Below are 26,767 nucleotides of genomic sequence, written 5' to 3'. Positions count from 1 at the left end.
TCAATTTGGCGAAAGGGATGGGCGCCTAACCGCGTGCCCCCCAAGTGTCGGACAGTCGGTAGCCGCCGGGCCACGGGTCATCGGGGTCTAGCATGTGCTGGTGGATGCCTGTGACCCAGCCCCGCCCAGAGAGTTCGGGAAGGATCGCCGGATGATCGCCGACGCGCGTCTCGCCCAAGATCCGCCCGGTAAAGGTCGAGCCGATCAGCGAGACCGTGGTCAGGCTGTCCTCCACCCCCATTTCCCCCCGCGCATGCAGCAGCGCCATCCGCGCGCAGAGCGCCGTGCCCGTGGGGGAGCGATCGACCTTGCCCGGCTGGATTGCCACCGCCGCCCCGGCGCGCAGACCGGTCGCGTCGCGGATGACTGGCCCGGCAAAAAGGCAAAATGAGAAATGCTGCCAATCGGGGTTCTCGGGGTGCTCAAACCGCATCGCAGCATTCGCGGCATTGGTGATCCGCACGCCGAGGCGGGCGATGTCATGGGCCTCATGCGCCTCCAGCGAAAACCCCATCGCCGCGGCATCGACGACCACGAAACTGTCGCCGCCATAGGCGGTATCGACGGTGAGCCTGCCCAGCCCTTCGACCTCAAGCGGCACATCCAACCGGGCGGCGAAGCTCGGCAGGTTCTGCACGAAAATACGCTCCGCCTTGCCATTGCGACATTCCGCGCGGACCTTCACCAGCCCGCCCGGCGCTTCGAGCGTTAGCTCCGTCACCGGTTCGGTCATCGGCAGGATCCCCCCGTCCAGCAGGACAGTCGACACGCAGATCGAGTTGGAGCCCGACATCGGCGGCGTGTCCTCCGGCTCCATGATGATAAAGGCCGCATCGGCGCGCGGGTCTTTCGGCGGGACGAGCAGGTTCACATGGCGAAACACCCCGCCGCGCGGCTCGTTCAGCACGAAGTTGCGGAGCGTCTGGTCCCGCGCGATCCAACGGCTTTGCTCCCAAAGCGTGTCGCCGGGGGGCGGGGTGACACCGCCGACGATCACATCGCCGACTTCGCCCTCGGCATGGGCAGAAATGACGTGAACGGTCTTACTGCTACGCATTGTTTGTCTCCTCCTCAGCCAGCCATTTGGGCAAAGCTTCTCCGGCCTGCCCGGTCACGGCAGCATCCACGCAATCGGCGATGCTGCCAAAGCGCACTCCACGGCCTGAAAGGCCCGGTGCGTAATGGGCATATTTGCCCGAGTTGGTCATCAACACCTTGGTCGAGGGCGGGAAGACCGGCTCGGAAATCGAGCACCAGCAGATGTCGGGCACGACCTGCACCCCTGCCGCTTCGAGCCGCGCCACGGTGCCGTCGTCGCGCGCCGCCGTGAGCGTGTCATGCCCAAGGGTAACGATAACCGCCGTGTCTGGGTGACGTTTTCGCCCGGCCAGAGCCGCATCCAAAGCTCGGCATTCCGCGAGCGAGAAATGCGGGCTGCCGAAGGCCACGAGATCGACCTGCGCAGGCCCCGCGTTGAATTGCCGCCAGACACGGCGCAGGTCTTTGGACGTGATGCGCAGCGTATCGGCCTTAGCCACGGGGGGCAGATCGGCTTCGGGCGTGACGCCTGCCACATGCAGCATCGGCGCGGCGGAGGTGGTGCCAAAGGCGGCGCAGAGCGCTTTGAGGTCATCCTCGTTCGGCGCAGCGGTTTCCAGCCCGCGCAGCAGCGGGATCCGGTCCGGTGCCGCCTGCCCCGCCAGCCAGCCGAGCATCGGCCAGATCGCCTCGTCATATTGCGCGGGCAATGCCACATCGATCACCCGGCGTGGGGCGCGGTGTTCATCCAGATAGACCCCCGAAAGCGGCGCGCGTGCGGTCAGCGCGATGCACAGGTCGAGGAAATCGGGATGTTTCACCGTCCGCGCGCCAAGCACGCTATTGGCATAGATCACGGCGTTGGATTCAGACCACGCGATGAACTCGCCGCGCTCGGGCGGGGCGGGCAGCTGGTAAGGCGCGCAGGTGAAACTGGGCCGCGCACCCATGGTAACATAGGCATCGGCCAGACGGCTGGCGGGCAGGCCGAAATCCGGCGGCACGCCTTGCGCGCGCCAGTTGCCGTGATCGACCGAGATGGCGTTCATCGTCGTTGGCACCCGCACCTGCGAGCCCATATCGGCCATGGTCTGGGCAAAAAGCAGATTGGCCGGGCTGGCGTAGATGCAGCCGTCGATATGCACGCGGGTCACGTCGACCAGCCTCTCGGCCCCCTGCCCGCGCGCCATGGTGCAGATGATCTCCATCGCCAGTTGCACGGCCGGGCCGTGGGCTCCGTCCAGCATCGCTTGATCCTCAGCGGTGAGATGCAGATCGCGGGCGGGCCTGTCGGACAGCGGCAAGTCCCACTCATCCGTGCTCAGCATCTCCGGCGTAATCCGCGCGCTGCGCGCTTTGGCGAGCAGGTCGTAGTCGTTTGCGCCGAGGCGCAGTACCGCGAGCGGCTTGTCGAACATTTTGCCCGCGATCAGCGCCCCCAAGGTCAGGATGTCTTCGGCCTCGCGGAAAACCAAGGCGGCGGGCGCATGGCCATTCAGCGCCAGTTCCAACAGCACGCCACTGCCGGTGCAAGACCCCCGACTGGTGGACATCAACACGATCTTCCCCGCCAGCGACTGACCGCACAGCGGGTGATGCGCGTCGATGACCTTGCCGCTGGCCGGATCGACGCCACCCCAGAAACTCAACCCCTCGGGCGAGACGAGCACCGCGCCTTGGGCCTCGGCGGGAACGATGATTTGCGCCATGGGGAGCCTTTCCAAGTCAGGTGACGACAAAGCCATGCGCGAAGGGATCACGCTCGTCGATAAAGATGGTGTTAAAGCCGGTGACCCGGGCCCAACCGGCGATGGAGGGGATGATCGCGGGCTTTCCCGCCACCTCCGCCGCTGCTTCGACGCGGCCGTTGAACATCGACCCGATGATGGATTCATGCACGAAATCATCGCCCACCTTTAGCTTCCCCTTGGCAGCAAGCTGCGCCATCCGGGCAGAGGTGCCGGTGCCGCAAGGCGAACGGTCGATCGCCTTGTCGCCGTAGAAGACCGCGTTGCGGGCGTGAGCCTCGGGGGCTTGGGCATCACCGGTCCATAGGATGTGGCTTAGCCCGTTGATGGCGGGGTGTTCGGGGTGGATGAATTCGTATTTCGCGTTCAGCGCCGTGCGGAGTTTCGGGCTGAGACCGACCAGTTCGGAGACCGAGAAATCTGCCATATCGCGGAAGTTTTTCTGCGGCTCGACGATGGCGTAGAAATTGCCGCCATAGGCCACATCGACCACCACTTCGCCCAATCCGTCGACCTCAGCCGTCAGCCCTTCGGCATGGAGGAAGGCTGGCACATTGGTCAGCCGTACTTCTTCGACGAAACGCCCCTCTTGGCGGTAGGTCACATCGACCCGCCCGGCGGGGGTCTCAAGGCGCAACTGGCCGGGGGAGGCAGGTGTCACCAGTCCGTTTTCCAGCGCGATGGTGACCGTGCCGATGGTGCCGTGGCCGCACATCGGCAGGCAGCCCGAAGTTTCGATGAAGAGAACGGCGATGTCGCAATCATCCCGTGTCGGCGGATAAAGGATCGCGCCCGACATCTGGTCATGGCCGCGCGGCTCGAACATCAGACCGGTGCGGATCCAGTCGTATTCCGCCAGAAAATGCGCGCGTTTTTCCAGCATGTTCGCACCTTTGAGCAGGGGCGCGCCGCCGGTGACGAGCCGTACCGGATTGCCGCAGGTGTGGCCGTCGATACAAGGAAATGTGTGTTGCGTCATGTCAGCCTCTAGAAACGGGCGGGAGAGAAGGGGGTCAGATCGATGCCGGGGTCTTGGCCGGTCATCAGGTCCGCGATGATAGCGGCGGTGCCCGCCGATTGGGTGAGGCCAAGATGCCCGTGGCCGAAGGCGCAGAAGACATCCGGGCGGTTTGGCAATGCCCCGATGGCAGGCAGGCTGTCGGGGAGCGAGGGGCGGAAACCCATCCATTGCGTGCCACCCGAGGTGTCGAGCCCCGGCAGGAAGCGCTTGGCCTTTTTCAGCATCGCATCGGCGCGGGCAAAGTTCGGCGGCAGGTCGAGCCCGCCCAGTTCCACCGCCCCGCCAACGCGCAGGCCGTCGCCGACCTTGCTGATGACAAAGCCATGGCCGCCGAAGGTGATCTGACGCTTCAGGTCGAAGGCCCCGGCGGGCAGCGTCGTGTTATAGCCTCGCTCGGTCTCCAGCGGGATTTTCGCGCCGGCGGTGAGGGCCAAGTGATGCGAGTGCGCACCTGCGGCCAGCACGACGCAGCCGGGGATCATGCCATCGGAGGTTTCGACCCCGCCCGCAACCAGACGCTCGGCGCGAGTGATCGTGATCTCGCCACCCCCTGCCCGGAAGCGTTCTGCCATCGCCAGCACATAGTCACGCGGGTCCGAAATCGACTGCCACTCCGGGGTGAAGGTCGCATGGGTGAAGCCGGGCGCAAGACCGGGTTGATAGGCCGCAATCTCATCGCCCTTTAGATGCGTGAAGGCGATCCCCGCCTCTTCGCGGGCTTGCCAACCGGGGAGTGACGCGCGGAACTCGGTCTCGGCTTCATAGACCTGCAACTGCCCGTCGTGCCGCAGCATATGCGCCAGACCGCTCATCTCCAGATGCGGTTCAAGGGCGGCTTGCGAGAGCTTCATCAGTGCCGTCTGCGCCACGGTCGAGGCGCGCACCTGCGCGGGCCAACTCGCTTTCCAAAAGCGCCACATCCACGGCGCGATCCGCGCGGCATAGCGCGGCGGCACGGAAAGCGGCCCAAGCGGATCAAGCAGCCACTTCGGCGCTTGCCGGATCATCCGGGGCGAAGCCAGCGGCAGGATCTCGGTAAAAGCAAAAGCACCCGCATTGCCCGCCGACGCCCCCGCTGCCGGACCTTCGCGGTCGATCACCCGCACGGGCAACCCGCGCGCCTGAAGCGCCAGCGCGGTAGACAGGCCCACCACGCCAGCGCCGACAACCGTCACCGGAGATTGGCTCATTACCGGACGCTCGACAGGAATTGGCGGGTCTCTTCTTGCTGCGGATCGCCAAAGATTTGATCCGGCGCGCCGATCTCGGCCATGACGCCCTTGTGAAAGAACGCCACACGGTCCGACACATCGCGTGCGAAACTCATCTCATGGGTGACACAGATCATCGTCATCCCCTCATCTGCCAGCAATTTGAGCGTGTCCAGCACCTCGCCCACCAGTTGCGGGTCGAGCGCCGAGGTCACCTCGTCGAAGAGAATGTAATCGGGCGACATCGCCAATGCACGCGCAATCGCCATCCGCTGTTGCTGCCCGCCCGACAGGCGGCTGGGGTAGACGCCCAGCTTGTCGGCCAGCCCCACATGCGAAAGCTGCTGCACCGCGATCTCTTCGGCTTCTTTGCGGCCCATACCTTTGACCTTGCGCGGAGCCAGCGTGACGTTTTCCAGCACCGTCAGATGCGGGAAGGCGTTGAATTGCTGGAACACGATGCCGATTTTGCGGCGCAGCTTGTTCAGGTCGGTGTCGCGGGCGTGGACCTCGGTGCCGTCGACCACGATGCGGCCATTGTCGATCGGCTCCAACCCGTTGATGCAGGTCAGCAGCGTCGATTTGCCCGAACCAGAGCCGCCGATCACCGAGACGACCTCGCCCTTCTGCACGGTCAGGTCGATGCCCTTGAGCACCTGAAGTGCGCCAAAGGATTTATGGACGTTTTCAATCTCAATCATTTTCTTGCCACCTTTTTTCCAAGCGGCTGCCAAGCCGGGCAATGGGGAAACTGAGCGCGAAGTAGATCGCACCCGTCACGAGCAGGATGAACATCGGCTCTTGCAGGCGTGTCACCAGAATTTGCGAGGCGCGCAGCAATTCGATGATGCCAAGCCACATCACCAGCGCGCTGTCTTTCATCACGCCAAGCGTCAGGCCGATCCAACTGGGCAGGCCCACGCGCAGCGCCATGGGAAAGACGATCTGCGTGAGGTCTTGGCCCCATGTCATGCCGAGCGAGCGCGCCGCACGGCGGGTGACCGAAGGCACCGCCTCAATCGCGCCGCGCACGATCTCGGTGCAATAGGCCGAGGTATAAAGCGCCAGCACGATGCAGGAGGTCACGAAGGGGGAAATCCCCCAGCCCGCGATGGCCTGAAAAGCGTTGGCGAGGATCAGCTGGATCAGCAGCGGAACCGAGCGGAAGATATCCAGCACAAAGGTCAGCGGCAGGGCCGCCCAAGGGCTGATCTGGCTGCGCAGCACCCCGAAGAAGACGCCAAGCAGCGTGCCGCCCACCACCGCAAAGGCGGTGACCGAAAGCGTCACACCCGCGCCTTTGAGCATGAACATTAAGTCGTTGAAGGTCAGAGCCGTATCAAACATCTATTCTCTTCCTTCAGTAGCGAAACAGGCGGGCGGCCATGAGCCGTGCGCCGAGCATCACGGCCTTGGCGATCACGTAGTAGATCACCGCCGCCAATGCGAAGAATTCAAAGGTCCGGAAGCTGCGCGCATTGAGGTCTTGTGTGACCCCCGCGAGGTCCGAATTCAGGCCCACCGTGACACCCAGGGATGTCATCAAAATCGCCCAGATCATCTGGTTTGTGGTTGGCAGAAACGAGATGCGGAACATCTGCGGCACGATGATCAGGCGAAACGCTTTTGCTTGCCCCATGCCCAGTGACCGACCGGCGCGCAGCTGCGTGTCCGGAATGGCCCGCATCGCGCCGCGGAACGTCTCGCACAGGTAGCCCGCGTTGTTGAAGGCGATCCCGGCCAGCAGTGCGGCATAGGGGCTGAGGTAGATCCCGAAAGACCCAAGCCCGAAATGCGCCATGTAAATCTGAAAAAGTGCGGGGGTGTTCCGCGCCACTTCGACCCATGCGGTCGCAGGTGCCCGCAGCCAGCGCGATTTGGCATCGCGGCCCACGGCCAGCAGCACGGCGATGGCAACGCCGATCAGCATCGACAGGATCGATATCTGCAGCGTGACCAGCGCGCCTTCCAGCATTTCTGGGAAAGCGCGAAAGGCCTGTCGCCATTGAAAGGTGTAGTTGCCCATCATTTGCTCCGATCAGCGGTTATCGGCAGACGGGGGCCGCAAGCTGCGGCCCCCGCATCCATCAACGATAGGCTTTGGCGATGGTCAGGTCAGGCGCGTCGCCGCCGACCCATTTGTCGAACAATTCCTGATAGCGGCCCGAGCGCACCTGCTGGTTCACGAAGAGATCGAGATAGTTCAGCAGACCGTATTCCTGACGCAGGCCGATCAGACCGACATAGTCCACATCAAAGGGCGCATCGCCCGCGATGGTCAGACCTTCGAATTTGCCGCCGTTGACGATGGAAGACGCCACGGTGGAAGTCACGACGGTCGCGTCGATCTGACCTTGGGACAGGGACAGGAACACATCGGCTTGGCTCTGATAGGAGCGGAAGCTGCCCTCGTCCCATGCGTCGACCTGCTCTTCCAGCGCGATGGCCTCAAACGTGCCTGCGACGGAGCCGACGGTTTTGCCCTTGAGGCTTTCAAAGCTGTCGACGCCTGCGTCTTCGCGCGTCAGCACAACGTTGGTAAATGCGAAGTAGGGGACCGAAAAACCGACTGTCTTCGCCCGTTCCAGCGTGTCGGACGTGGAGGCAACGCCTACATCCGCGCGGCCAGAAACAAGCGCGGGGATACGGTCAGGGAAAGGCGTCTCAACGATCTCGGCCTCGACACCAAGTGCTGCGGCCAGATCGTTGCAGTAATCCACGTCGAAGCCGACGGGCGTGTTGCTGTCATCGCGCGAGCCCATGGGCGGGAAGTCCAGCACCACGGCGCAGCGCAGCGTGCCCGAAGAAATGATGTCGTCCAGTTTGTCGGCCTGAGCGGCGGTGCCGATCACGGTGGCGGCCACGAGGCTCCCGGCGAGTTGCGTGAATTTCATAGATATCTCCCTCTTGGGTTGGTCGCCCCCGACTCTCTCTGGGCGGGGTACGGGGTGGTATGAAGGAACTATGTCCTCATTAAAAATACAATATGTATTTTTAACTTTTATCAGTGTGTCGACATATTTTTGAACTATTGAGACGCTATCGTCGTTGTCTGGGGATGGGATAGAGCCGCAGCCGCTCCCTTTTCAGGCTGAAATGAGAAAGCCAGACACGCGGCCCGGCTTTCTCGGTCTGGGGTCACTCCGCCGCGTCTTCGGGCAGGAGCGCCGCAGGCAGGTTCTGATAGGAAACAGGCCGCAGGAAACGCCGGATCGACAGGGTGCCCACACTGGTCGCGCCAAAGTTGGTGCTGGCCGGATAGGGCCCGCCGTGCACCATGGAATCCACCACCTCGACGCCGGTGGGGAAGCCGTTTGCCAACAGACGTCCGGCTTTGCGTTCCAGCACCGGCATCAAGACCCGCGCGGCCTTAACATCCGCGTCACCCATATGCAGGGTGATGGTCAACTGCCCGTCCAGATCGAGAGCCAGCGCGCGCATCTCTTCCAGCGAAGCAACCCGCACCACCAGCCCCAGCGGGCCAAAGACTTCTTCATGCAGCGCCGGGTTGGCTTTGAACTCTGCGCCCGTGGTCTCGAACAGGGCCGGGGCGGCGTTGCGGCCAGTGCTGTCGGCTACATGCACTTGGCGCAGGCTTTGCGCGGCCTTGAACGTGTCGCGGCCTGCACAGAAGGCCTGCGCGATACCGTCGGTCAGCATGACCTGTTCGGCCACGTCTTGCAGTGCGGTGGCGGCACTTTGCACGAAGGCGTCTGCCCCTGCCCCGTCGATCACCACGGCAATGCCCGGATTGGTGCAGAACTGGCCCGCGCCCATGGTCAGGGACGCGGCCCAGCCTTTGCCCAGTTCCTCGGCCCGTGCCTCCATCGCGGCGGGGAGCATGAACATAGGGTTGACCGAGCCCAATTCACCAAAGAAGGGGATCGGCTCTGGCCGCGCGGCGCAGAGATCGAACAGCGCCCGCCCCCCCGCGAGAGAGCCGGTGAAACCCACGGCCTTGATCAGCGGATGCTGCACCACGGCCTGACCGACAGCGCGGTTGCCGCCTTGGATCAGCGAAAACACCCCGCGCGGCATGCCGCAGCTTTCAACCGCTGCATGAATCGCTTCGGCAACGATCTCTCCGGTGCCGGGGTGGGCGGAGTGACCTTTGACCACGACCGGGCAGCCTGCCGCCAGCGCCGCCGCCGTGTCACCGCCTGCGACCGAGAAAGCCAGCGGGAAGTTCGACGCACCAAAGACGGCCACGGGGCCGATGGGGCGTTGCACCATGGTGATCGCCGGGCGCGGGGCGGGTTGGCGTTCGGGCATGGCAGCATCGAAACGCCGGTCGAGATATGCACCCTTCTCGATATGTGCCGCGAATAGGCGCAGTTGGCCAACGGTCCGGCCCCGCTCTCCTTCCAGACGCGCTGCGGGCAGGCCGCTTTCTTGGCTGCCGATCTCGGTGATTTCGGCGCCGCGGGCGTCGATCTCATCGGCGATGGCGTTCAGAAACTTGGCGCGGGTGGCCCGGCTGGAATAGCCGTAATCCCAAAACGCCGCTTCGGCGGCTTCGCAGGCTTGGTCGACCAAATCTACCGTCCCGACCGAGAATTCATGCACAGGCCCATGGGCGGGGCTAGAGCTAAAGCGGTCGTCCGTGGCGATCCATTCGCCAGCGATCAGGTGTTTGCCATGGGGGGTAAAGGCCATCATTTATCCTTTCATGCGGGCCGCGGCCCGGTGTCAGCTTGCGTCTCTGCGCAACTGCATACATGATGTATGCATGATTGCAACCCAAGCCCTGCGAGGATCCAGATGACCGATACGACCCTGTCCCACGACGCCCTAAACGGAATTGTCATGCAGATTTTCCAAGGCGCGGGCCTGTCGCCGCAGAATGCCGCCGCCCTCGCGCGGGTGATCGTGGCGGGCGAAGGCGATGCCTGCAAATCCCACGGCATCTACCGGATCGAAGGGTGCCTGCGCACGATCAAGGCGGGCAAAGTGGTGCCCGATGCGGTGCCGCAGATGCACCAAGACGACAGCGCCATTGTGCGGGTGAATGCGGGAGGCGGCTTTTCCAACGCTGCATTCGACGCGGGCGCGCCGGTGCTGGCAGAGCGTTGCCGCACGACCGGGATCGCCGCCATGGTGATCAACGATTGCACCCATTTCGCCGCCCTCTGGCCCGAGATTGAGACGTTGACCGATATGGGCCTCGCCGCCATGGCGATGTGCCCCAGCTATGCCAGCGTGGCCCCGTCGGGCGGCACCGACCCCTTGATGGGGACCAACCCTTTCGCCTTTGGCTGGCCACGGGCAGAGGGCGACCCTTACGTCTTTGATTTTGCCACCAGCGTCGCCGCGCGGGGAGAGATCGAATTGCACCGCCGCGCGGGCACGCCCCTGCCCGAAGGCTGGGCCATCGCGCCAGACGGCAGGCCCACGACCGAGCCCGAAGCCGCCCTTGCCGGGGCCATGTTGCCCTTTGGTGGCCATAAGGGCTCCGCCATTTCCACCATGATCGAACTGCTCGCCGGGGTGATGATCGGCGACCTGACCAGCCCAGAGGCGCGCGACGCCTTGGGCTCTCTCACCCTCGCGCCGGCGCATGGTGAGTTGATCATCGCCTTCGACCCGGAAAAGTTTGCCGCTGGCCGCCCCGGTGATCCCTTTGCGCGGGCGGAAACGCTCTTTGCCGCGATCACGGGCCAAGGGGCGCGGCTGCCCTCGCAGCGCCGGTTCAAGGCCCGCGCTGAAACCCGCGCAAAGGGGATTCCCCTGACGGAGGTCGAAATGCAAAGCCTAGAGCGCTTGTTGGCCGACGGGCTCGACGCGGTTTGACCCCCTCCCGCGCTTCGGCCCCGTCTGAGGTTGGAGCGCTGAGAGCCGTAGCATGCCCCCAAAGCCCCACCAATGGCGCCGCTTCACAGGATCGAATGTCAAAAAAAGCGGCGATGCTACGGTAATCTGGGCAAAATTTTGTGCAGACCCCGGCAAGCAAAGCCCGGATAGGCGATTTTCCGCGCTGCTCTGCAGCATTCCGCTGAAAGTTACTGAATCAAGTTTCCAGCGCCGCCGAAAGGATTAGATAGGGAAAAAATTGCACACTCTTAACGTGTCTCTCGGGGTATTGTTTTGCCAAATTCTTCTACTACACGATCGAAAAAATTGCGGACCGAAGGCTTAGAGCGGCGTCAGTTTCTGACCCTCTCAGCCGCGTCCTTTGCCGCCGCGCTGATGCCGCTGCGCGGTCGCGCGCAAGAGGTGCCTGCCGCCTCCTTCACATTCGACAATCTGGTCAATGACATGCGGGACTTGGCGCAGTCGTCCTATGCGGCTCCGAAGCCGGTCAAAGGGTTCCTCGCCGATCTTGATTACGACGCTTACCAACGGATTCGATTCCGACCCGAACAGGCGCGCTGGCAGGAAAAGGGCGTTACCTTTAGGTTGCACGCCTTCCACCCCGGCTGGCTGTTCAAAGAAGCGGTGAAGATCAACGAGGTCCGGGGCGAGACGGTTGAGCCCATGGGCTTCACCACCGCGGATTTTGAATATGACGACGCGGCGCTTGCCAAGTCGATCCCCCCCAATGCCGAGATGCCGGGCGTTGCCGGTTTCCGTCTGCACACCCCACTCAACCGCGCCGATATTTTCGACGAATTGATCGTCTTCCAAGGCGCGAGCTATTTCCGCGCTCTGGGGAAAGACACGCTTTATGGGCTGAGCGCGCGTGGTCTTGCCGTCAACACCGGCCTGCCCGAAGGCGAGGAGTTCCCCCGTTTCAGCGAGGTCTGGCTGCGCCGTCCCGAACCGGGCGATAGCAGCGCCACGATCTATGCCGCACTCGACAGCCCGTCGGTGACCGGCGCCTATAGGTTCGTGATCACACCGGGCGACGACACCACCGTCGAGGTCACCATGCGGCTGTTCCTGCGCAAAGATATCAAGCAGCTTGGCATCGCGCCCCTGACCTCGATGTTCCTGCACAATGGCGCGGACAAGGGCAGCTTTGACGATTTCCGCCCCTCGGTTCACGACAGCGAAGTCTTGGTGCTGAACGCGGGCAAGGATGCGACCCTCTGCCGCCCGCTGAACAATCCGCCGCGTTTGGCGAGTTCCTATTTCGGGGCGCAGAGCCCGCGCTCCTTCGGGCTGGCACAGCGCAACCGGGACTTTGAGCATTACCTCGATGCGCAGGCCCATTACGAACGGCGCCCCTCTTTGATGATTGAACCCTTGGGCGACTGGGGCAAGGGCACGGTGCGACTGGTCGAAATTCCCTCCGATCTGGAGGGCAATGACAACATCGTCGCCTATTGGATTCCCGAGGGCGAAACCCGGGCCGGTGATGAATTGGCCTATGATTACCGCATGCACTGGGGGATGAACCCACCGGGCGCGACCCCGCAGACCCTTGGCCGCGTGGTGCGGCTGCGTTCGGGCCACGGCGGGGTTGCGGGGGTAGAGGCAGATACGCAAACCCGCAAATTCGTCATCGACTTTGCCGGCGGACAGCTGAGCGATATGCCAAGCGACGCAGAGTTGGAGCCGATCGCCAGCGCGCAGAACGGCGAAATCGTCGAGGCGATCCTGAGCCGGGTAGATGGCAGAGACGAATGGCGGCTGGTGCTGGAACTGCGTGCAGAGCCTGACGCCATCGTCGAAATCAAGGCAGTTCTATCGGGATATGACCGCAATCTTACAGAGACATGGGTGTACCAATGGATCAACGCATGAACCTTCAAGACGCGACGACCCCCTATTCCGCAATGACGGTTGAGGCCGAGACCTGGATGCCGCCCGCCGCCCCGCTTGCCATGCCACGGCAGACCTTGGAACGGCGCGGCCATCTGGCCGGGCTGGCCGATGTCGCGCGGGCGTTCCTGCTGCGGCGCAAGGCCTAGGTTCAATGACACTTCAGCAAAGGCAGCTTGCGGCGGACGGGGCGACCCGTTTTGCACGGGCGGTCGCCGTCTTTTTGTCTCTCGGCTGTGCGGCCCTTGCGTCAATGCTTTTGGCCGAGGCGGCGGCGCGCGATGGGTTCAGCGGGTGGGACGGCATCCGCGCCCTGCTCGTTTTCGCGACCACGGCTTGGCTGGCTTGGGGGGCGTCATTGGCGCTGATCGGGCTTTTCGGCGGCAGATCAACGCCTCCCCGCCCCGCGCTGGACGCGCCGCAGCCGCGCACCGTGATCGCGGTACCCATCTGCAACGAAGACCCGCTGACCACTTTTGCCCGCATCGCCGCGATTGACCGATCTGTCACCCGGGCCGGTGTGACGGCGGATTTCGTCGTTCTGTCGGACACGCGCGATGACGCACTCGCCGGGAAAGAGCAATTCGCCTTTGCCCGATTGCTGCGCGAGACAGATGGCCAAGGGCGTATTTTCTACCGCAGACGGCGCGACAATGCGGGCCGCAAGGCGGGCAATATCGAAGAGTTCATTCGCATCTCCGGCGGGGCCTATGACCTTGCGGTGATCCTTGACGCCGACAGTCTGATGGAGGGCGAGACGATCCGCGCCATGATCGCGCGGATGCAAGCCGATCCGCAATTGGGGTTGCTACAGACCCTGCCCAAGATCATCGGCGCGCGGTCTTTCTTTGGCCGGGCACTGCAATTCGCCTCGTGGTTTCATGGCCCGATCTTCACCCGTGGCCTTGCCCGTATGCAGGGCCCGACGGGGCCCTTCTGGGGCCATAACGCAATCATCCGCGTCCGCGCCTTCGCCGAAAGCTGTGGGCTGCCCGAGCTTTCCGGCCCGCCGCCCTTGGGCGGGCATATTCTCAGCCATGACTATGTCGAGGCGGCGTTGCTTGCCCGCGCCGGTTGGAAGGTCGAGGTGGATGAAACCTTGGGCGGCTCTTTCGAAGAAGGCCCTGAGAATGTCCTGTCCTTTGCGCGGCGAGAGCGGCGTTGGTGCCAAGGCAACCTGCAACATGCGCGGCTGATCTTTGCCCCCGGGCTGGCGGGCTGGAGCCGGTTTGTCTTTTTGCAGAACGTCACCGCCTATGTCGTCTCCCTTCTTTGGGCGGCGTTTCTGATCACCTCGGCCATCAGCACGCTTTACGCGCCGCCGCCTGAGTATTTCCCCGGCCCCTATCAGCTTTTCCCCGTCTTCCCCGACACCAGCACGCGCGAGATCACGCTGCTGGCCTTGGGCGTTTTGGGTCTGCTGGTGGTGCCGAAGCTGCTGATCTTGCTGCACGCGATCCTGACCAAGCGCGCACGCGACTTTGGCCGTAGCCTGCGCATGTCGCTCTCGGTTCTGACCGAGATCGTGCTGACCACGCTTTTGGCCCCCTTGATGCTGCTCTATCACAGCCGCGCGGTGTTGCAGGTGCTCTCGGGCCAAGACGGGGGCTGGCCTGCCAACCAACGCAACGAAGGCCGGTTGAGCTTGGCGGATGGCTGGGCGGCGGGCCGGTGGATCGTTTTCATTGGCGCGGCGATCATCGCGGCGGTGCAATGGGTCGCGCCTGACCTGACGATCTGGCTGCTGCCCGTGGCGGTTCCGATGCTGTTGGCCCCGCTGCTTATCGCATGGACCTCCCGCCCCCTGCCTCGCACGCTCTTTGCCGTGCCGGAGGATGCGGCACCGCTGGATGTCGTCGCGGGATACGACAGTATCTGCGATGTCTGGCGGCTGACGTGGAATGACGAACATCTGATGGCGAAACCCAAAGCGGCGGACCTGACCCATGCCCCAGCCTAGCACCGGGCTGTCGCCTGCGGCGAGATCGCTCGGCTCTGCCCCCACGGCCAAACCTGCCCGCGACCCGCGCATCGATGTGTTTCGCGGTTTGGCGTTGGTGATGATTTTCATCAACCACGTCCCCGGCAACCCCTATGAAGCTCTGACCATCCGCAACCTAGGCTTTGCCGACGCTGCAGAGGCGTTCTTTTTGATGTCGGGCATCGCGGCGGGATTGGCCTATACGCCCCGGTTCATTGAGAGAGACCGCCTGCGCCACGGCCTTTGGCGCGCGGTCGCGCCGCTGTGGAAGCGGGCATGGTCGCTCTATCTTGTGCAGATCATGCTCTCGGCCGTGACTTTGGGCATCTTTGCCGCCGCTTTCCAGATCACGACAGAGGCCGAGTTTCTGACCAAGATCAACATGCGGCAGGTCTTTCAAAACCCGACCCAATCCGTGATCGGGATACCGCTTTTGACGCACCAGTTTGGCTATGTGAACATCCTGCCTGCCTATTCGGTTCTGCTGATCTGTGCCCCTGTGGCGATCATGCTGGGGCTGCGCTGGCCGCGGCTGCTTTTGGCACTGTCGCTGACCCTTTGGCTGCTGACCGGCGTTTTCCGACTGAACCTGCCGAACTACCCCAATCCGGGCGGCTGGTTCTTTAACCCTTTTGCGTGGCAGGCGATCTTTGTCTGCGGCCTGCTGGTTGGGCTCAGCCAGCGGCAGGGCTATCGGTTTTTTCCTGCGTCGAAGGCGCTGTTTTGGCTGTCCGTCGCGGTGTTGCTAGGGGTGCTGGCATGGCGCTATGTGCCGGGCTTGGGCAAATTCCTGAACCTACAGATGCATCACCTGCGCGAAGCTGGGGTGCCCTTCAACATCACCTCGCATGACAAGACCTATCTCTCCGCCCCGCGGTTCATCCATATTCTGGCTTTGGGATATTTTCTGTCGCAATTGCCAAGCGTGACCCGCCTCTCTGGACATCAGATGGCGAGCCCCTTCCGGCTGATTGGTCGGCATGGGCTGTTGATCTTTGCCAGTGGCACGGTGCTCGCACTGGTCTGTCAGGCGGTGATGATGGCACGGCCCGAGGCAGCTTGGATGCCATGGGTGCTGCCTGCGGTGGGAACGGCGGCCCTTTATGGGATCGCTTGGACTGCTGAAACATCGCGGCGCGTGCTCACCGCGCCAGCGGCACCGGCCGAGCGCGACCCTGTGCAAGATAACGCGCATTTCGCGGCACCTGCCGCCGAGCCCAGACCTTAGACCTCGGGATCGCGGCGGCCCCATTTGCGCCATGCCAGCCATGCAAGGCCCAGCCCCCCTGCGATCAACGCCATGTGACGCGGGCGAATGCCGCGCCCGGTCGTGGTGCCCTCTCCGGGATGATAGCGCGGGTCAAGCAGCCGGGTGTTTGCCAGAAAGCCGCCGACAACCGTCTCGCTGCCCCGGAACACAGCACGCAGGCCGCGACCTTTCTTGCGGTTCAGGGTTTCAATTGCTCCGATCATCGACCCCTTTTCGGCCATCACCTCGGCCACACGGGCGGGCGGCAGGCCCAAGTGCTCGGCGATGAGGCGGGTCCTGAACCCTTCGATCACCTGCGCGGGGCGCTCGATCGCCACGTCGCATTCGGTGTCAAACCCCATGGAGCGGTTGTTGAGGTTGCTGGAGCCGAGCCGCAGAAGATGATCGTCGATGATCATGATCTTCGCATGGACATAGATCGGCTCCCCTTCCTCGGTGACGGGGAAATAGATGCGGAAGCGGTTTTGATGATCCGCCTGCTTCAGGTCTTCGACCAGCCGCTCGCGCAGGACATGCATGGCGTCATCTTCCAACTGCGATTCCGCATCGCGCGGGTTGATGATGACGATCTCCGGCCCGTCCTCCTCGGCCAAACGCGCCTTTAGCGCATCACAAACCGAGTCCGCAGCGAGGTACTGCGATTCAAAATAAATATAGTCGCGGGCCGATTTGATCCCGGCGAGGTAGAGTTGTTCGATCTCATTGATCAGCGGCTCTTCGTCGAAAGGCGGCTCGGTCCGGGCGATCCCCACATCAATGTCTTCGGCATCCACCGGCAGGTCTTTGGGCCATTCGAACACTTGCGCGTCGCTCAGCCGGGGGATTTCATCCCCCGTGGCCCGCAACCAACGCCGGCGCGACAGTTCGCCCAAGGCCGCAGCGGCACGGCCGGACATCGCCGAAGTGGCATCGTGCCATGGGTCGGAGGGAGAGCCATCTTTGCGCACCCGGCGCGGATCATGCGGCAGGTGATCGGGCGTGTCCCAACGGTCTTCGGTCGCGTCGATGCCGCCGCAAAAGGCCAAGGCATCATCGGCCACGACGATCTTTTGGTGGTGGCAGGCGCCAAAGGGGTGATGCCCGTCCAAGGCGAAATGGATCCGGTCACCGCCAAACAGGCTCAGCGCCAGCGAGGGCACCAGACGGCCCGGCGCGGCCAGCACGGCCCCGTTCCATTTCAGCAGGTAGACATGCAACTCCGGCGTCCGCTCAACCACCGCCTCTACAAAGGCGCCGAGTTGGTTGGGATAGCCGTCCGGCGCATTGCCGTCCTCATCGCTCTCGCCCGGCAGCATCTCAAGCTCAAAGTCGAAATCCCAGCCGATCAGCATCAACTGCTGCCGCGCGCCGAGAAAGATTTTGCGCAAGACACGGAAGTAATCCGCCGCATCGACCACAAGGCCAAAACGCTCGGCCCGCGCAACGCGCCATGTGGACTTATCGGTAAACAGGCTCTGGCGCGTCGCCGCGTCAGTCGGATGCTGTTGGTCCGCCTTCGCCAAATCCAAATCGCCACGCACGTTCCTGTCCCTTTCGGTTCGATCCTACCTGACTAAACGCCCAGTGCGGTGGGAAGTTGCATGGGCGCGGAAATATCGGCGGCAACGGCCGCTCAGACCAATTGCGCCTCTGACAATTCGGCCTGCAGGCGGGCTTCTTCGGCGGCTTTGGGCGTGGTGAAACGTGCCAGCAAGAAATAGGCGACGGGCGTGAGATAGAGCGTCGAAAGCGTGGCCATGCCCAAGCCGCCGACAATCACCCAGCCGAGCGCCTCGCGCGCCTCGGCCCCCGCGCCCGAGGACAGGATCAGCGGCACGCCCCCCAGCACGGTCGAGGTCATCGTCATCATCACTGGGCGCAGGCGGATGGTAGAGGCACCAAAGATCGCGTCGTGAATATCCGCGCCCTGATCGCGCAACTGGTTGGCGAATTCGACGATAAGAATCCCGTTCTTAGCCATGATCCCGATCAGCATGACCAGCCCGATCTGGCTATAGACGTTCAGACTTTGCCCCGTCATCAGCAGCGCGAAAATCGCGCAGGCAAGGCCCAAAGGCACCGTGGCCATCACCACGATGGCAGAGACGAAACTCTCGAACTGCGCGGCGAGGACAAGGAAAACCACAAGGATCGCAAAGCCGAAGGTCACGAACAGCCCGGAACTGGTTTGATCCAATGCGGCGGCTTCGGCCAAGGGGACGATCAGGTTCTCTTCGTCCAGCACCTCTTGGCCGACCGTCCGCACCTGCGCCAGTGCATCGCCCAGCGACAGGCCCGGCGTCAGCCCGGCTGAGATCTCGACCGAGCGGTTCTGCCCCTCCCGGTCCAGCTCAGGGGCGACGGCGCGCTCTTCGAGGGTGACAAAACTGGCCAGCGAAATCATCTGTCCGTTGCCCGATTGGACAAAGACGTTCTCAAGGTCGCGCGGGTCGTTCACCGGGTCCGAGGTCGACAACATCTGCACGCCGTAGCTGGTGTCGTCGATAAAGACCGATGCCACCTCGCGCCCGTCGAGCATGGCTTGCAAGGCTTGCCCCAGCCCGGTGATATCGACGCCGAGGTCAGCCGCAAGCGTCCGGTCGATCTGCACGAAAAGCTGCGGCTGCGTGCGCTCATACTCCAGCCGCACTTGGCCCATCGCGGGGTTCGTGCTCAGCCGGTCCACCATGGCCTGCGCGACCTGCGACAGTTGCTCGTAATTGTTGCCCGTGATCGCGAAAGACAGCCCCCGCCCCGCCCCGCGAATGCCCAGAGAGTTGGGCTGGATCGCAAAGGCCCGCACGCCGACGATGCCGCGCAGCTTGCCGTTGATCTGCCCCACGATCTCATCTTGGCTGCGCGCGCGGTCCTCCCAGCCGGCAAGGGTGAAGACCATGAACCCGCGATTATCCGCGCCAAACCCGGTGATGGAGAAGATGTTCGTCACCTCGCCCGCCTCTTGCAGTGGGGTGATCAGGTCTTCAATCTCGCGCATCTTGGCTTGGGTATAATCGAGCGAGACGCCCTGCGGAGCCGACACGCTGAGCAGCGCCACGGCGCGATCTTCGCGCGGGGTCAACTCTTGGCGGATTTCGCCCGCCACCAGCACCGCCGTCAGCGCGACGAAGGCCGCGATCAGCACCACGACATAGGGCATCGCCAGCGCCCCTTTGAGGGTCGCGGCGTAGAGCCGAAACAACGCATTGCCAAGCGCCACGACAGGGCCGCGCGGGTTTTCTGCCACTGGTTTGGTCAGCAGACGGCTGGCCAACACCGGACAAAGGCTCAGCGCCACCACCGAGGACAGCATCACCGCAATGGCGAGGGTAAAGCCAAACTCCCGAAACAGCCCGCCCGCCTGACCGGGCAGGAACGACAGCGGGATAAAGACCGCCGCCAGCGTGGCCGTGGTGGTGACCACGGCAAAGAACACCTGCGATGTGCCCAGCACCGCCGCCGCCCGTGGCCCCATCCCCGCCGCGCGCTGGCGCACGATGTTCTCTAGCACCACAATCGCGTCATCCACGACCATGCCAGTGGCCAGAACCAGTGCCAAAAGGGTCAGGATGTTGATCGAAAACCCGACCAGATAGATCGCCGCCAAAGTGCCGATCAACGCCACGGGCAGGGTCAGCGCCGGGATCAGCGTGGCGCGGAAGTCGCGCAGGAAGATAAAGATCACCGCCACCACGATGCCCACGGCAAAGGCCAGCGTCGACAGCACCTCGCGGATCGAGCCAGAGATAAAGGTCGCATCATCCGAGGTCACGAAAATCCGCACGTCTTGGGGCAACGTCTCGTTCAACTCTGCCACCACGGCGCGCACATCGCGCGAAATCTCAAGCGTGTTCGAGGTCGCCTGTCGGATGATGCCGATGCCCAGACCCAACTGCCCATTGGCCCGCAGGATCGTCTCACCATCGGCGGGGCCGAGCGTCACGGTGGCCACATCGCCGAGCAGGACATTCTCTTTGATCTCCATCGCCTCAAAGGCCTGCGTGGTCGCGACACTGGCGGTGGTGCGCACGTTGATCGACTGCCGGTCCCCGGCCAGATCACCCGCAGGCGCGTCATAGGCGACATCGGCCAAGGCGCGCTGGATGTCACCCAAGGTCAGGCCCCGGCTGGCCAGTTCCAACTGATCAATATCGACGCGGAAAAACGGTTCGCGGTCACCATAGACCTGCAAATCCGCCACCCCGTTGACCGAGATCAGCCGGTCTTCGACGCGGTCCTGCACCAGTTTGGTCAATTCTTCGGGCGAGCGGCCCATGGAGGTCACGGCGATACGCATCACCGGCTGGGCGTTGGCGTCGGCTTTGACGATCTGCGGCTGCTCGGCGCCCTCGGGCAGTTGGTTCACGATCCGCGCCACCGCGTCGCGCACATCGGTCGCGGCCACGTCGATATCGGTGCTGTCGTTGAACTCAAGCGTGACCCGGCTGCGCCCAAAGCGGGAGTTCGAGGAAATCGCCCGCACACCCGAGACCCGGCCCACCGCCCCTTCGATCCGCCCGGTCAGTTCCTGATCAACGGATTCCGGGGACGCGCCCGAGAATGTCGTGGTGACGGTAACGACGGGCCGGTCGACATTGGGAAGCTCACGCACCTCGGCGCCAAAAAGCGCGGCGATGCCCGCCAGCACAATCAGCGCATTCAACACAAAGGCGAGGATTGGCCGCCGCACGAAGAGCGCCGTGCCCGCTCCGGAGGCGGGGGGCGGCGGGCCTTCGCCCGAGGGTGCGGCGCTCATAGGGTGGTCTTCCGCGAAGGCGCGGCACCCGATTGCACGCTGCCCGCGCGGTTGGCGTCTTGCACATCACCGCCTTCGCGCAGGGTTTGCACGCCTTCGGTCACCACCACATCTTCGGCGGTCAGACCCTCCGACAGGACAAGAACGGAATTGCTGTTGCGCTGCGCGATTTCGACCGCGACTTGATGCGCCTTGCCCTCCCGCACCGTCCAGACAAATGGCCCGTCCGAGGACCATTGCACCGCGAGCGGCGGGATCGCCAAGAAAGGGTCGCCGACAAAGGTAAGGCTGACCGAAAAGGCCATGCCCGCGCGCAACTGGTCGTCTGCGTTCGGCACCCGGCCTTGGACCAAAAGCGTGCGGCTGGCGCGGTCGATCACGCTGTCGATGGCGCTGACCTCGCCCGTCAGCGTCAAATCACGCATCCCAAGCGGGGTGACCGTGATTTCTTTGCCAAGGTCCAGCTTGCCCACCACCCGCTCGGGCACGCGGAAATCGATCAGGATCTCGCTGCGGTCGGTGATGGTGGCCAGTTGATCCTGCGCACTCACCCGGTCGCCTTCTTCGATGTCGGTGATCCCCACCCAGCCCGAGATCGGCGCGAGGATGCGGCGTTGTGACAGATCGAACTGCGCTTGGCTAAGCGCAAGTTCGGCGCTTTGAAGGGCCAATTCCGTCTCGCGTAGTCGCACTTCGCTGACGGCGCCGGTATTTTGCAACCGTTTCACCCGGTCTTGCTCGGTCCGGGCGTTTTCGAGCTGCAATTCGGCTTGTTTCAGGGCGATCTGCTCGGCCTCATTCTCAAGCAGGGCGACCACGGTGCCCGCCTCGATCAACTGTCCGGCGGGCAGGTTGAGGTCGGTGAGGACCCCCACGGCGTTGGAGCGCAGCGTGACCGAGCGGCGCGCGCGCCCGTCGCCGATGGCGGTGATCCGGTCGGCCAAGGTCTCTTGGCTGACCGCTGCCGTGACAACCAGCGAGGGCCCGCCGCCACCCCAACCGCGGCCTGACGACCCCGGCTCTTGCGATGCGACCTCGATCCCCAAAAGATCGAGCAGACCCGTCTCAGCCACATAGGGGCGGGAGGCGGGGACGAAGGTCAACATCATGTAAAGACCAGCAATGAGAACCAGCAAAAATACGAAAAATTGGCGCAGGGATTTCACGGGGATGCGCTTTCAAATTGTTTTACAAGGCGCATAATTGAGCATCCCCCCGAAAAAGGCACGTCAAATCTGCTTGATCAATGGCCGGGCATTCCCTGACGGGGCCGCTGGCTGCTACCACTATGGCGCGGAACCCAGCCCGGTGAAAGGGCGCGGGGGTTGATTACTAGAAATTCGATTGCCGCCGCACATATTCCGGCCCAAAGGCCAGGCAATCACCGGGGCCAAGGCCAAACATTAGACCAAAGGGGACATCATGCGCGCGACGGTTCTACCACTGGCGACACTGCTACTGGGCTTCTCGCTTTTGCAGATGAGCAACGGACTGCAAGGCACTCTTTTGGCCGTGCGCGCGGGGCTTGAGGGGTTTGGCGGGGCGACCACCGGCCTGATCATGTCGGGCTTTTTCGCGGGGCTGAGCATTGGGTCTTTCGTCGCGCCGCGGCTGATCAGCGGCGTGGGGCACATCCGCACCTTTGCCGCGCTCGCCTCTGTTGCCTCTGCGGCGGCGCTGATGCATTTGGCCTTTGTCGATCCTTGGGTCTGGATCGCGGTGCGCTGCCTGACGGGTTTCGCCTTTGCCGGGTTAATCATCGTCACGGAAAGCTGGCTCAATGCGTCGGTCAGTTCCGCGCAGCGGGGCAAGTTGCTGGCGGTTTATGGCATGGTCGGCATGGCGTCGGGGGCGGCAGGGCAGTTCTTGCTTAACCTTGGGGATCCGGCTGAGTTCATCCTCTTCGTGCTCGTCTCGATCGTCATGTCACTGTCGCTGGTGCCAATTTCGCTAAGCCGCGTGGAAGGGCCGCGCTCTGAGGGCGCGCAAGAGCCGCCTTCACTGCGCCGCCTTTGGGGCCTGTCGCCCTATGGCGCGGTGGCCGCGGGGCTGGTCGGGGCCTCCATCGGGACATTCTACGGGCTGGCACCACTCTTTGCTCAGGAAATGGGATACACGCAGTCCCGCATCGCCCTGCTGATCGCGGCCTTTACCATCGGCGGCCTGGTGCTTCAGTTCCCGCTGGGTTGGATGTCCGACCGGATGAGCCGCCGGGGTCTTGGCGTGGGGCTAGCCGCCGCAGGCAGCGCCTTGATGTTGCTGACCCTGCCGATCCCGGCGCCGACGGGGACGATGCTGCTGGTTCTGGGGTTCGCCATCGGCGGGCTGGTCCTGCCTGCGCAGTCCATCGTGATCGCCCATGTCAACGACCGCGCCCCCGGCTCGGCGGTGGTGGCCGTTTCGGGCGGTTTGGTGTTGATGCAGGGGATTGGCGCGGCAATCGGCCCGCTGCTGGCGGGTGTGCTGCTGGATACGCTGGGGCCGCGCGGCCTGCCGCTGGCGCTTGGCGGCTTTCAACTTATCATCGTGGCATGGGGGCTGCTGCGCATGACCCTGCGCAGCGATCCCGAAACCCAAGAGCGTCACGCGGCACCGCCGCTGACCCCGAACTTTGTCGAAGGTGAGTTGAGCCGCGAGGAATAGCGCGGCTTAGCCTTTCGGCCAGCTTTCCGGCACGCTGCTGCGCAACTCTTCCAACCACGGGGTTGCGACACTATCCGAAGGCGCGCGCCAGTCACCGCGCGGCGACAACGCGCCCCCGGCGCTGACCTTGGGCCCATTCGGCAAGGCCGAGCGTTTGAACTGGCTGGTGGCAAAGAAGCGGTGCAGGAATTTTTCGAGCCAATGGCGGATGGTTTCCAAGTCATAGGCGTTGCGTTTGGCCTGCGGGAAGCCTTCGGGCCAGCGGCCTTCTTCGATGTCGTGCCATGCGTGCCACGCCAGAAAGGCCACCTTTGACGGCGCAAGCCCGTAGCGCATGGTGTGAAAGAGAAAGAAGTCGTTCAGCTCATAGGGGCCGATCATCGCCTCGGTGCTTTGGATCTCTTCATCTTCGCCTGCGGGCACCAATTCGGGCGAGATTTCGGTGTCCAGAATGGCTTGCAGCACCCCGTCCGTCTCTGCGTCGAACTGGCCCGAGCGGGTGGCCCAACGGATCAGATACTGGATCAACGTTTTCGGCACGCCGGTGTTCACCGCGTAATGGCTCATCTGGTCGCCGACGCCGTAGGTGCACCAGCCAAGCGCCAGCTCACTCAGATCGCCAGTGCCGATGACGAAGCCCTGCCGCTGGTTGGCCAGCCGGAAAAGGTAATCGGTGCGCAGCCCGGCCTGCACGTTTTCAAAGGTGATGTCATAGACCGGCTCCCCACCTGAGAAGGGGTGATCCATATCCTCCAGCATCTGCCGCGCGGCGGGGCGGATGTCGATCTCATCGGCGGTGATGCCCATCGCCTTCATCAGCTTCCAAGCGTTGGACTTGGTCCCTTCGGAGGTGGCAAAGCCGGGCATGGTGAACCCAAGAATACGGTCGCGCGGGATGCCCATACGGTCACAGGCTTTGGCCGCCACGATCAGCGCATGGGTTGAATCCAGCCCGCCGGAAATGCCGATCACCATGGTCTTGCCCTTGGTCGCCTCGAACCGGCGGCGCAGCCCTTCGACCTGAATGTTGAACGCCTCATAGCAGTCTTGATCGAGGTGGCTCTCGCGGTTCGGCACATAGGGAAAACGGCGCAGCGGGCGGATCAGCCCGGCGTTTTCATGATGCGGCTGATGGGCGAAGGTGACCCGGCGAAACTCTGGCGCGTGGTGCCGCGCGGCATCGTGGAAACTGCCCGTCCGCATCCGCTCTGACTGGATACGCCCACAATCTACATCGGCGATGGTCAGCTCCGGCTCAAGTGGGAAGCGGGTGGATTCGGCCAGCAGATCGCCCAACTCATGGATCATCCCCTGCCCGTCCCAGGCCAGATCGGTCGTGCTCTCTCCCGGCCCGGCGGCGGAGTAGACATAGGCCGCAAAGGCGCGCATGGATTGCGACCGGCACAGCAGATGACGGTCAGAGGATTTGCCGATCACGATGTTGGAAGCCGAAAGATTGGCAAGGATCAGCGCGCCCCCAAGTGCGGCCTCCGACGAAGGCGGCGCGGGCGTCCAGAGGTCTTCGCAAATTTCGGCGTGGAAGATAAGGCCGGGCAGATCCGTCGCCTCGAAAATCAGATCATCGCCAAAGGGCACGCGGCGGCCCGCGACGGTGATCTCTCCGCCAGTGTCACGGCCATGGGCGAACCAGCGTTTCTCATAGAACTCGCGGTAATTGGGCAGGTAAGACTTTGGCACGACGCCCAGCACCTGCCCGCGCGAAATGGCGATGGCGCAGTTGTACAGTCGCCCCTCCCGGCGCAGCGGCGCGCCGAGCAGGATCACGGGGGTCATCTCGGCACTGGCTTCGACAAGCGCGCCAAGCGCCTCTTCCACCGCATTCAACAGCGCATCCTGCAAGTGCAGATCGTCAATGGCATAGGACGAGAGCGACAGTTCGGGACAGACCAGCAGATCAACACGCGCCGCATCGGCGCGGCGCATTTCGTCCAGCAGGCTATCGCGGTTGAAGGCCACATCAGCAGGCCGCACATGGGGTGTACAGGTCGCCACCCGGACAAAGCCGTGACGGTGGTAGGCGGTAAAGGCGGCGGCTTGGCTCTTGCTCACGTCAGGCTCTCCTCCAACATATCCAATATCGTTTCAAGGCATCGCTGCCGGATCGCATCGCGGCCAATGGCCCCAAAGGACTCGGCCCGATGAACCGTGTTACATCCCTCGCGTGCAAGCGCAAAATGCACAAGCCCCTCTTCGTCCTCGGGGCGTCCCGGTCCGGCAAATCCGGTGGTCGAGACGGCGATCTGCGCACCTGAGCGCGCCATTACCCCTTCGGCCATCGCAATCGCCACAGGGCGGGAGACCGCGCCACATGCGTCCAAAAGCGCCCGGTCGACCCCCAAAAGCTGGTGTTTGGACTGATCCGTATAACTGACGAAACCACGCTCAAACGCATGAGAGCAACCTTCGATATCCGTCAGAAGGGCGGCAACCAGCCCGCCGGTGCAGCTTTCGGCGGTGGCGATATGGATGTCCCGCGCGCAAAGCTTTTCCAAAACGGATTTCGCGCGATCAGCGATGTCGGGCTGCGATAGGGGATCACTTTTCTGCATCTTCGCTCCGCAAATAGTGCCTTGTTAAGCAAACCCCCTGCCCCCGCTGCGGTTCCTTGCGTTGACCCGCCACAAGCCGCCTGCTTAACATTGCAAGAAATTAAACCGCGCATCTACATATGGGACCAAAGCGATGATTGACCTTTACACATGGACCACCCCGAACGGGCGCAAGGTCTCGATCCTACTGGAAGAATTGGGGATCGACTATAACGTGCATCCCATCAACATCAGCAAGGATGAGCAGCACAGTCCCGACTTCCTCAAAATCAGCCCCAACAACAAAATCCCCGCCATCGTGGACCATGACACCGGGGTGAGCTTGATGGAATCCGGCGCGATCATGGTCTACCTCGCCGAGAAATATGGCCGCTTTCTGCCCGAAGGTCAGGCCGCGCGGGCCGAGGTGATGCAATGGCTGATGTGGCAGATGGGCGGCTTTGGCCCGATGGCCGGGCAGGCGCATCATTTCCTGCATTTCAACCCCGGCAAGGCCGCCTATGCCGAAGACCGCTTCGGCGCGGAGGTCAAACGGCTTTATGGCGTGCTCGACAAACAGCTTGAGGGGCGCGACCACATTTGCGGCGAATACTCCATCGCCGATATGGCCTGCTGGCCTTGGGTCTCGCGCTATGAATGGCAGCAGATCGACCTTGCCGATTACCCCAATGTCCGGGCGTGGTACCAACGGCTACGCGCGCGCGACGCGGTGCAAAAAGGCTACCACGTGCCCAAGGTGATGGGCGAGATTCCTGAGGGCTGAAATCGGCTCCCCCCTCGCGGCTGCAACGTAAGGGGGAACCAAGGCATAAGTTGATCGGTTGCACTGTCAAAGGCAGTGCTACCGAC

The 26,767-nt window shown here is 63.4% G+C and carries 21 protein-coding genes; 7 read left to right on the top strand and 14 right to left on the bottom strand.

Annotated elements, in window-relative coordinates; translation table 11 throughout:
• Positions 1–25: 25 nt before the first annotated feature.
• The 9 genes from B5M07_RS16965 to B5M07_RS16925 form a co-directional block, all read right to left on the bottom strand.
• A complete protein-coding gene (locus B5M07_RS16965; RefSeq protein ID WP_120352376.1) occupies positions 26–1,057 on the bottom strand; it encodes a trans-3-hydroxy-L-proline dehydratase in 1,032 nt (343 codons plus the stop codon).
• Positions 1,050–2,747: a cis-3-hydroxy-L-proline dehydratase gene (lhpI, locus tag B5M07_RS16960; RefSeq protein WP_120352375.1), complete on the bottom strand. Its 1,698-nt coding sequence runs from the start codon at positions 2,745–2,747 to the stop codon at positions 1,050–1,052. Before lhpI ends, B5M07_RS16965 begins: the two co-directional genes overlap by 8 nt.
• 16 nt (positions 2,748–2,763) lie before the next feature.
• The gene (locus B5M07_RS16955; protein ID WP_120352374.1) at positions 2,764–3,765 is read right to left on the bottom strand and encodes a 4-hydroxyproline epimerase; all 1,002 of its coding nucleotides are present in this window, start codon (positions 3,763–3,765) and stop codon (positions 2,764–2,766) included.
• An 8-nt stretch (positions 3,766–3,773) separates the two neighbouring features.
• Complete coding sequence (locus B5M07_RS16950) at positions 3,774–4,997, bottom strand: NAD(P)/FAD-dependent oxidoreductase (RefSeq protein WP_120352373.1); 1,224 nt, start codon at positions 4,995–4,997, stop codon at positions 3,774–3,776.
• On the bottom strand, positions 4,997–5,719 hold the full coding sequence (locus B5M07_RS16945) for an amino acid ABC transporter ATP-binding protein (protein ID WP_067624965.1): 723 nt from the start codon (positions 5,717–5,719) through the stop codon (positions 4,997–4,999). Before B5M07_RS16945 ends, B5M07_RS16950 begins: the two co-directional genes overlap by 1 nt.
• A complete protein-coding gene (locus B5M07_RS16940) occupies positions 5,712–6,365 on the bottom strand; it encodes an amino acid ABC transporter permease (RefSeq protein WP_120352372.1) in 654 nt (217 codons plus the stop codon). The genes B5M07_RS16945 and B5M07_RS16940 overlap by 8 nt, the downstream gene beginning before the upstream one ends.
• 13 nt (positions 6,366–6,378) lie before the next feature.
• The gene (locus tag B5M07_RS16935) at positions 6,379–7,044 is read right to left on the bottom strand and encodes an amino acid ABC transporter permease (RefSeq protein WP_120352371.1); all 666 of its coding nucleotides are present in this window, start codon (positions 7,042–7,044) and stop codon (positions 6,379–6,381) included.
• Between the two features lie 61 nt (positions 7,045–7,105).
• Entirely contained in the window at positions 7,106–7,912 is an 807-nt protein-coding gene (locus B5M07_RS16930) for an ABC transporter substrate-binding protein (protein ID WP_067624957.1), read from the bottom strand.
• Between the two features lie 244 nt (positions 7,913–8,156).
• A complete protein-coding gene (locus tag B5M07_RS16925) occupies positions 8,157–9,674 on the bottom strand; it encodes an aldehyde dehydrogenase (NADP(+)) (RefSeq protein ID WP_120352370.1) in 1,518 nt (505 codons plus the stop codon).
• A 105-nt stretch (positions 9,675–9,779) separates the two neighbouring features.
• Here B5M07_RS16925 and B5M07_RS16920 point away from each other — a divergent pair, with 105 nt between their 5' ends.
• The 5 genes from B5M07_RS16920 to B5M07_RS16905 all read left to right on the top strand — a co-directional run bounded on the left by B5M07_RS16920 (position 9,780) and on the right by B5M07_RS16905 (position 15,931).
• A complete protein-coding gene (locus B5M07_RS16920) occupies positions 9,780–10,808 on the top strand; it encodes an Ldh family oxidoreductase (protein ID WP_120352369.1) in 1,029 nt (342 codons plus the stop codon).
• Between the two features lie 396 nt (positions 10,809–11,204).
• Positions 11,205–12,704 (top strand): glucan biosynthesis protein, encoded by a 1,500-nt coding sequence (locus B5M07_RS16915; protein ID WP_120352452.1) that lies wholly within the window; start codon positions 11,205–11,207, stop codon positions 12,702–12,704.
• The gene (locus B5M07_RS19515) at positions 12,701–12,871 is read left to right on the top strand and encodes a hypothetical protein (protein WP_162931903.1); all 171 of its coding nucleotides are present in this window, start codon (positions 12,701–12,703) and stop codon (positions 12,869–12,871) included. Before B5M07_RS16915 ends, B5M07_RS19515 begins: the two co-directional genes overlap by 4 nt.
• 5 nt (positions 12,872–12,876) lie before the next feature.
• The gene (mdoH, locus tag B5M07_RS16910) at positions 12,877–14,682 is read left to right on the top strand and encodes a glucans biosynthesis glucosyltransferase MdoH (protein WP_120352368.1); all 1,806 of its coding nucleotides are present in this window, start codon (positions 12,877–12,879) and stop codon (positions 14,680–14,682) included.
• A complete protein-coding gene (locus B5M07_RS16905) occupies positions 14,669–15,931 on the top strand; it encodes an OpgC family protein (protein WP_120352367.1) in 1,263 nt (420 codons plus the stop codon). The genes mdoH and B5M07_RS16905 overlap by 14 nt, the downstream gene beginning before the upstream one ends.
• Here the strand turns inward: B5M07_RS16905 and B5M07_RS16900 are convergent.
• The 3 genes from B5M07_RS16900 to B5M07_RS16890 form a co-directional block, all read right to left on the bottom strand.
• Positions 15,928–17,493 carry a phospholipase D-like domain-containing protein gene (locus B5M07_RS16900; protein WP_120352366.1) on the bottom strand — a complete coding sequence of 522 codons (1,566 nt, stop codon included), beginning with the start codon at positions 17,491–17,493 and terminating at the stop codon, positions 15,928–15,930. The genes B5M07_RS16905 and B5M07_RS16900 overlap by 4 nt on opposite strands.
• A 92-nt stretch (positions 17,494–17,585) precedes the next feature.
• Positions 17,586–20,705, bottom strand: a complete 3,120-nt coding sequence (locus B5M07_RS16895; RefSeq protein ID WP_120352365.1) for an efflux RND transporter permease subunit — start codon at positions 20,703–20,705, stop codon at positions 17,586–17,588.
• Complete coding sequence (locus tag B5M07_RS16890) at positions 20,702–21,814, bottom strand: efflux RND transporter periplasmic adaptor subunit (RefSeq protein WP_254694010.1); 1,113 nt, start codon at positions 21,812–21,814, stop codon at positions 20,702–20,704. The genes B5M07_RS16895 and B5M07_RS16890 overlap by 4 nt, the downstream gene beginning before the upstream one ends.
• Positions 21,815–22,127: 313 nt before the next feature.
• Here B5M07_RS16890 and B5M07_RS16885 point away from each other — a divergent pair, with 313 nt between their 5' ends.
• Positions 22,128–23,348, top strand: coding sequence for an MFS transporter (locus B5M07_RS16885; protein ID WP_067916452.1), 1,221 nt, complete (start codon positions 22,128–22,130; stop codon positions 23,346–23,348).
• A 6-nt stretch (positions 23,349–23,354) separates the two neighbouring features.
• Here the strand turns inward: B5M07_RS16885 and B5M07_RS16880 are convergent, their stop codons facing one another.
• A complete protein-coding gene (locus tag B5M07_RS16880) occupies positions 23,355–25,418 on the bottom strand; it encodes an NAD(+) synthase (protein WP_120352363.1) in 2,064 nt (687 codons plus the stop codon).
• Complete coding sequence (locus B5M07_RS16875) at positions 25,415–25,918, bottom strand: CinA family protein (protein WP_120352362.1); 504 nt, start codon at positions 25,916–25,918, stop codon at positions 25,415–25,417. Before B5M07_RS16875 ends, B5M07_RS16880 begins: the two co-directional genes overlap by 4 nt.
• Positions 25,919–26,051: 133 nt before the next feature.
• On the opposite strand from B5M07_RS16875, the gene B5M07_RS16870 reads away from it, so the two are divergent.
• The gene (locus tag B5M07_RS16870) at positions 26,052–26,681 is read left to right on the top strand and encodes a glutathione S-transferase family protein (protein ID WP_120352361.1); all 630 of its coding nucleotides are present in this window, start codon (positions 26,052–26,054) and stop codon (positions 26,679–26,681) included.
• Positions 26,682–26,767: the final 86 nt, after the last annotated feature.

Origin of the sequence: Sulfitobacter sp. D7, from assembly GCF_003611275.1 — a bacterium.
Classification (GTDB): Bacteria; Pseudomonadota; Alphaproteobacteria; order Rhodobacterales; family Rhodobacteraceae; genus Sulfitobacter; species Sulfitobacter profundi.
This window is presented reverse-complemented; position numbering and strand designations above follow the sequence as displayed.

Coding starts and splice junctions, on each gene's coding strand:
- B5M07_RS16965 (WP_120352376.1), bottom strand. CDS start 1,057: ATGCGTAGCAGTAAGACCGTTCACGTCATTTCTGCCCATGCCGAGGGC.
- lhpI (WP_120352375.1), bottom strand. CDS start 2,747: ATGGCGCAAATCATCGTTCCCGCCGAGGCCCAAGGCGCGGTGCTCGTC.
- B5M07_RS16955 (WP_120352374.1), bottom strand. CDS start 3,765: ATGACGCAACACACATTTCCTTGTATCGACGGCCACACCTGCGGCAAT.
- B5M07_RS16950 (WP_120352373.1), bottom strand. CDS start 4,997: ATGAGCCAATCTCCGGTGACGGTTGTCGGCGCTGGCGTGGTGGGCCTG.
- B5M07_RS16945 (WP_067624965.1), bottom strand. CDS start 5,719: ATGATTGAGATTGAAAACGTCCATAAATCCTTTGGCGCACTTCAGGTG.
- B5M07_RS16940 (WP_120352372.1), bottom strand. CDS start 6,365: ATGTTTGATACGGCTCTGACCTTCAACGACTTAATGTTCATGCTCAAA.
- B5M07_RS16935 (WP_120352371.1), bottom strand. CDS start 7,044: ATGGGCAACTACACCTTTCAATGGCGACAGGCCTTTCGCGCTTTCCCA.
- B5M07_RS16930 (WP_067624957.1), bottom strand. CDS start 7,912: ATGAAATTCACGCAACTCGCCGGGAGCCTCGTGGCCGCCACCGTGATC.
- B5M07_RS16925 (WP_120352370.1), bottom strand. CDS start 9,674: ATGGCCTTTACCCCCCATGGCAAACACCTGATCGCTGGCGAATGGATC.
- B5M07_RS16920 (WP_120352369.1), top strand. CDS start 9,780: ATGACCGATACGACCCTGTCCCACGACGCCCTAAACGGAATTGTCATG.
- B5M07_RS16915 (WP_120352452.1), top strand. CDS start 11,205: ATGCCGCTGCGCGGTCGCGCGCAAGAGGTGCCTGCCGCCTCCTTCACA.
- B5M07_RS19515 (WP_162931903.1), top strand. CDS start 12,701: ATGAACCTTCAAGACGCGACGACCCCCTATTCCGCAATGACGGTTGAG.
- mdoH (WP_120352368.1), top strand. CDS start 12,877: ATGACACTTCAGCAAAGGCAGCTTGCGGCGGACGGGGCGACCCGTTTT.
- B5M07_RS16905 (WP_120352367.1), top strand. CDS start 14,669: ATGCCCCAGCCTAGCACCGGGCTGTCGCCTGCGGCGAGATCGCTCGGC.
- B5M07_RS16895 (WP_120352365.1), bottom strand. CDS start 20,705: ATGAGCGCCGCACCCTCGGGCGAAGGCCCGCCGCCCCCCGCCTCCGGA.
- B5M07_RS16890 (WP_254694010.1), bottom strand. CDS start 21,814: ATGATGTTGACCTTCGTCCCCGCCTCCCGCCCCTATGTGGCTGAGACG.
- B5M07_RS16885 (WP_067916452.1), top strand. CDS start 22,128: ATGCGCGCGACGGTTCTACCACTGGCGACACTGCTACTGGGCTTCTCG.
- B5M07_RS16875 (WP_120352362.1), bottom strand. CDS start 25,918: ATGCAGAAAAGTGATCCCCTATCGCAGCCCGACATCGCTGATCGCGCG.
- B5M07_RS16870 (WP_120352361.1), top strand. CDS start 26,052: ATGATTGACCTTTACACATGGACCACCCCGAACGGGCGCAAGGTCTCG.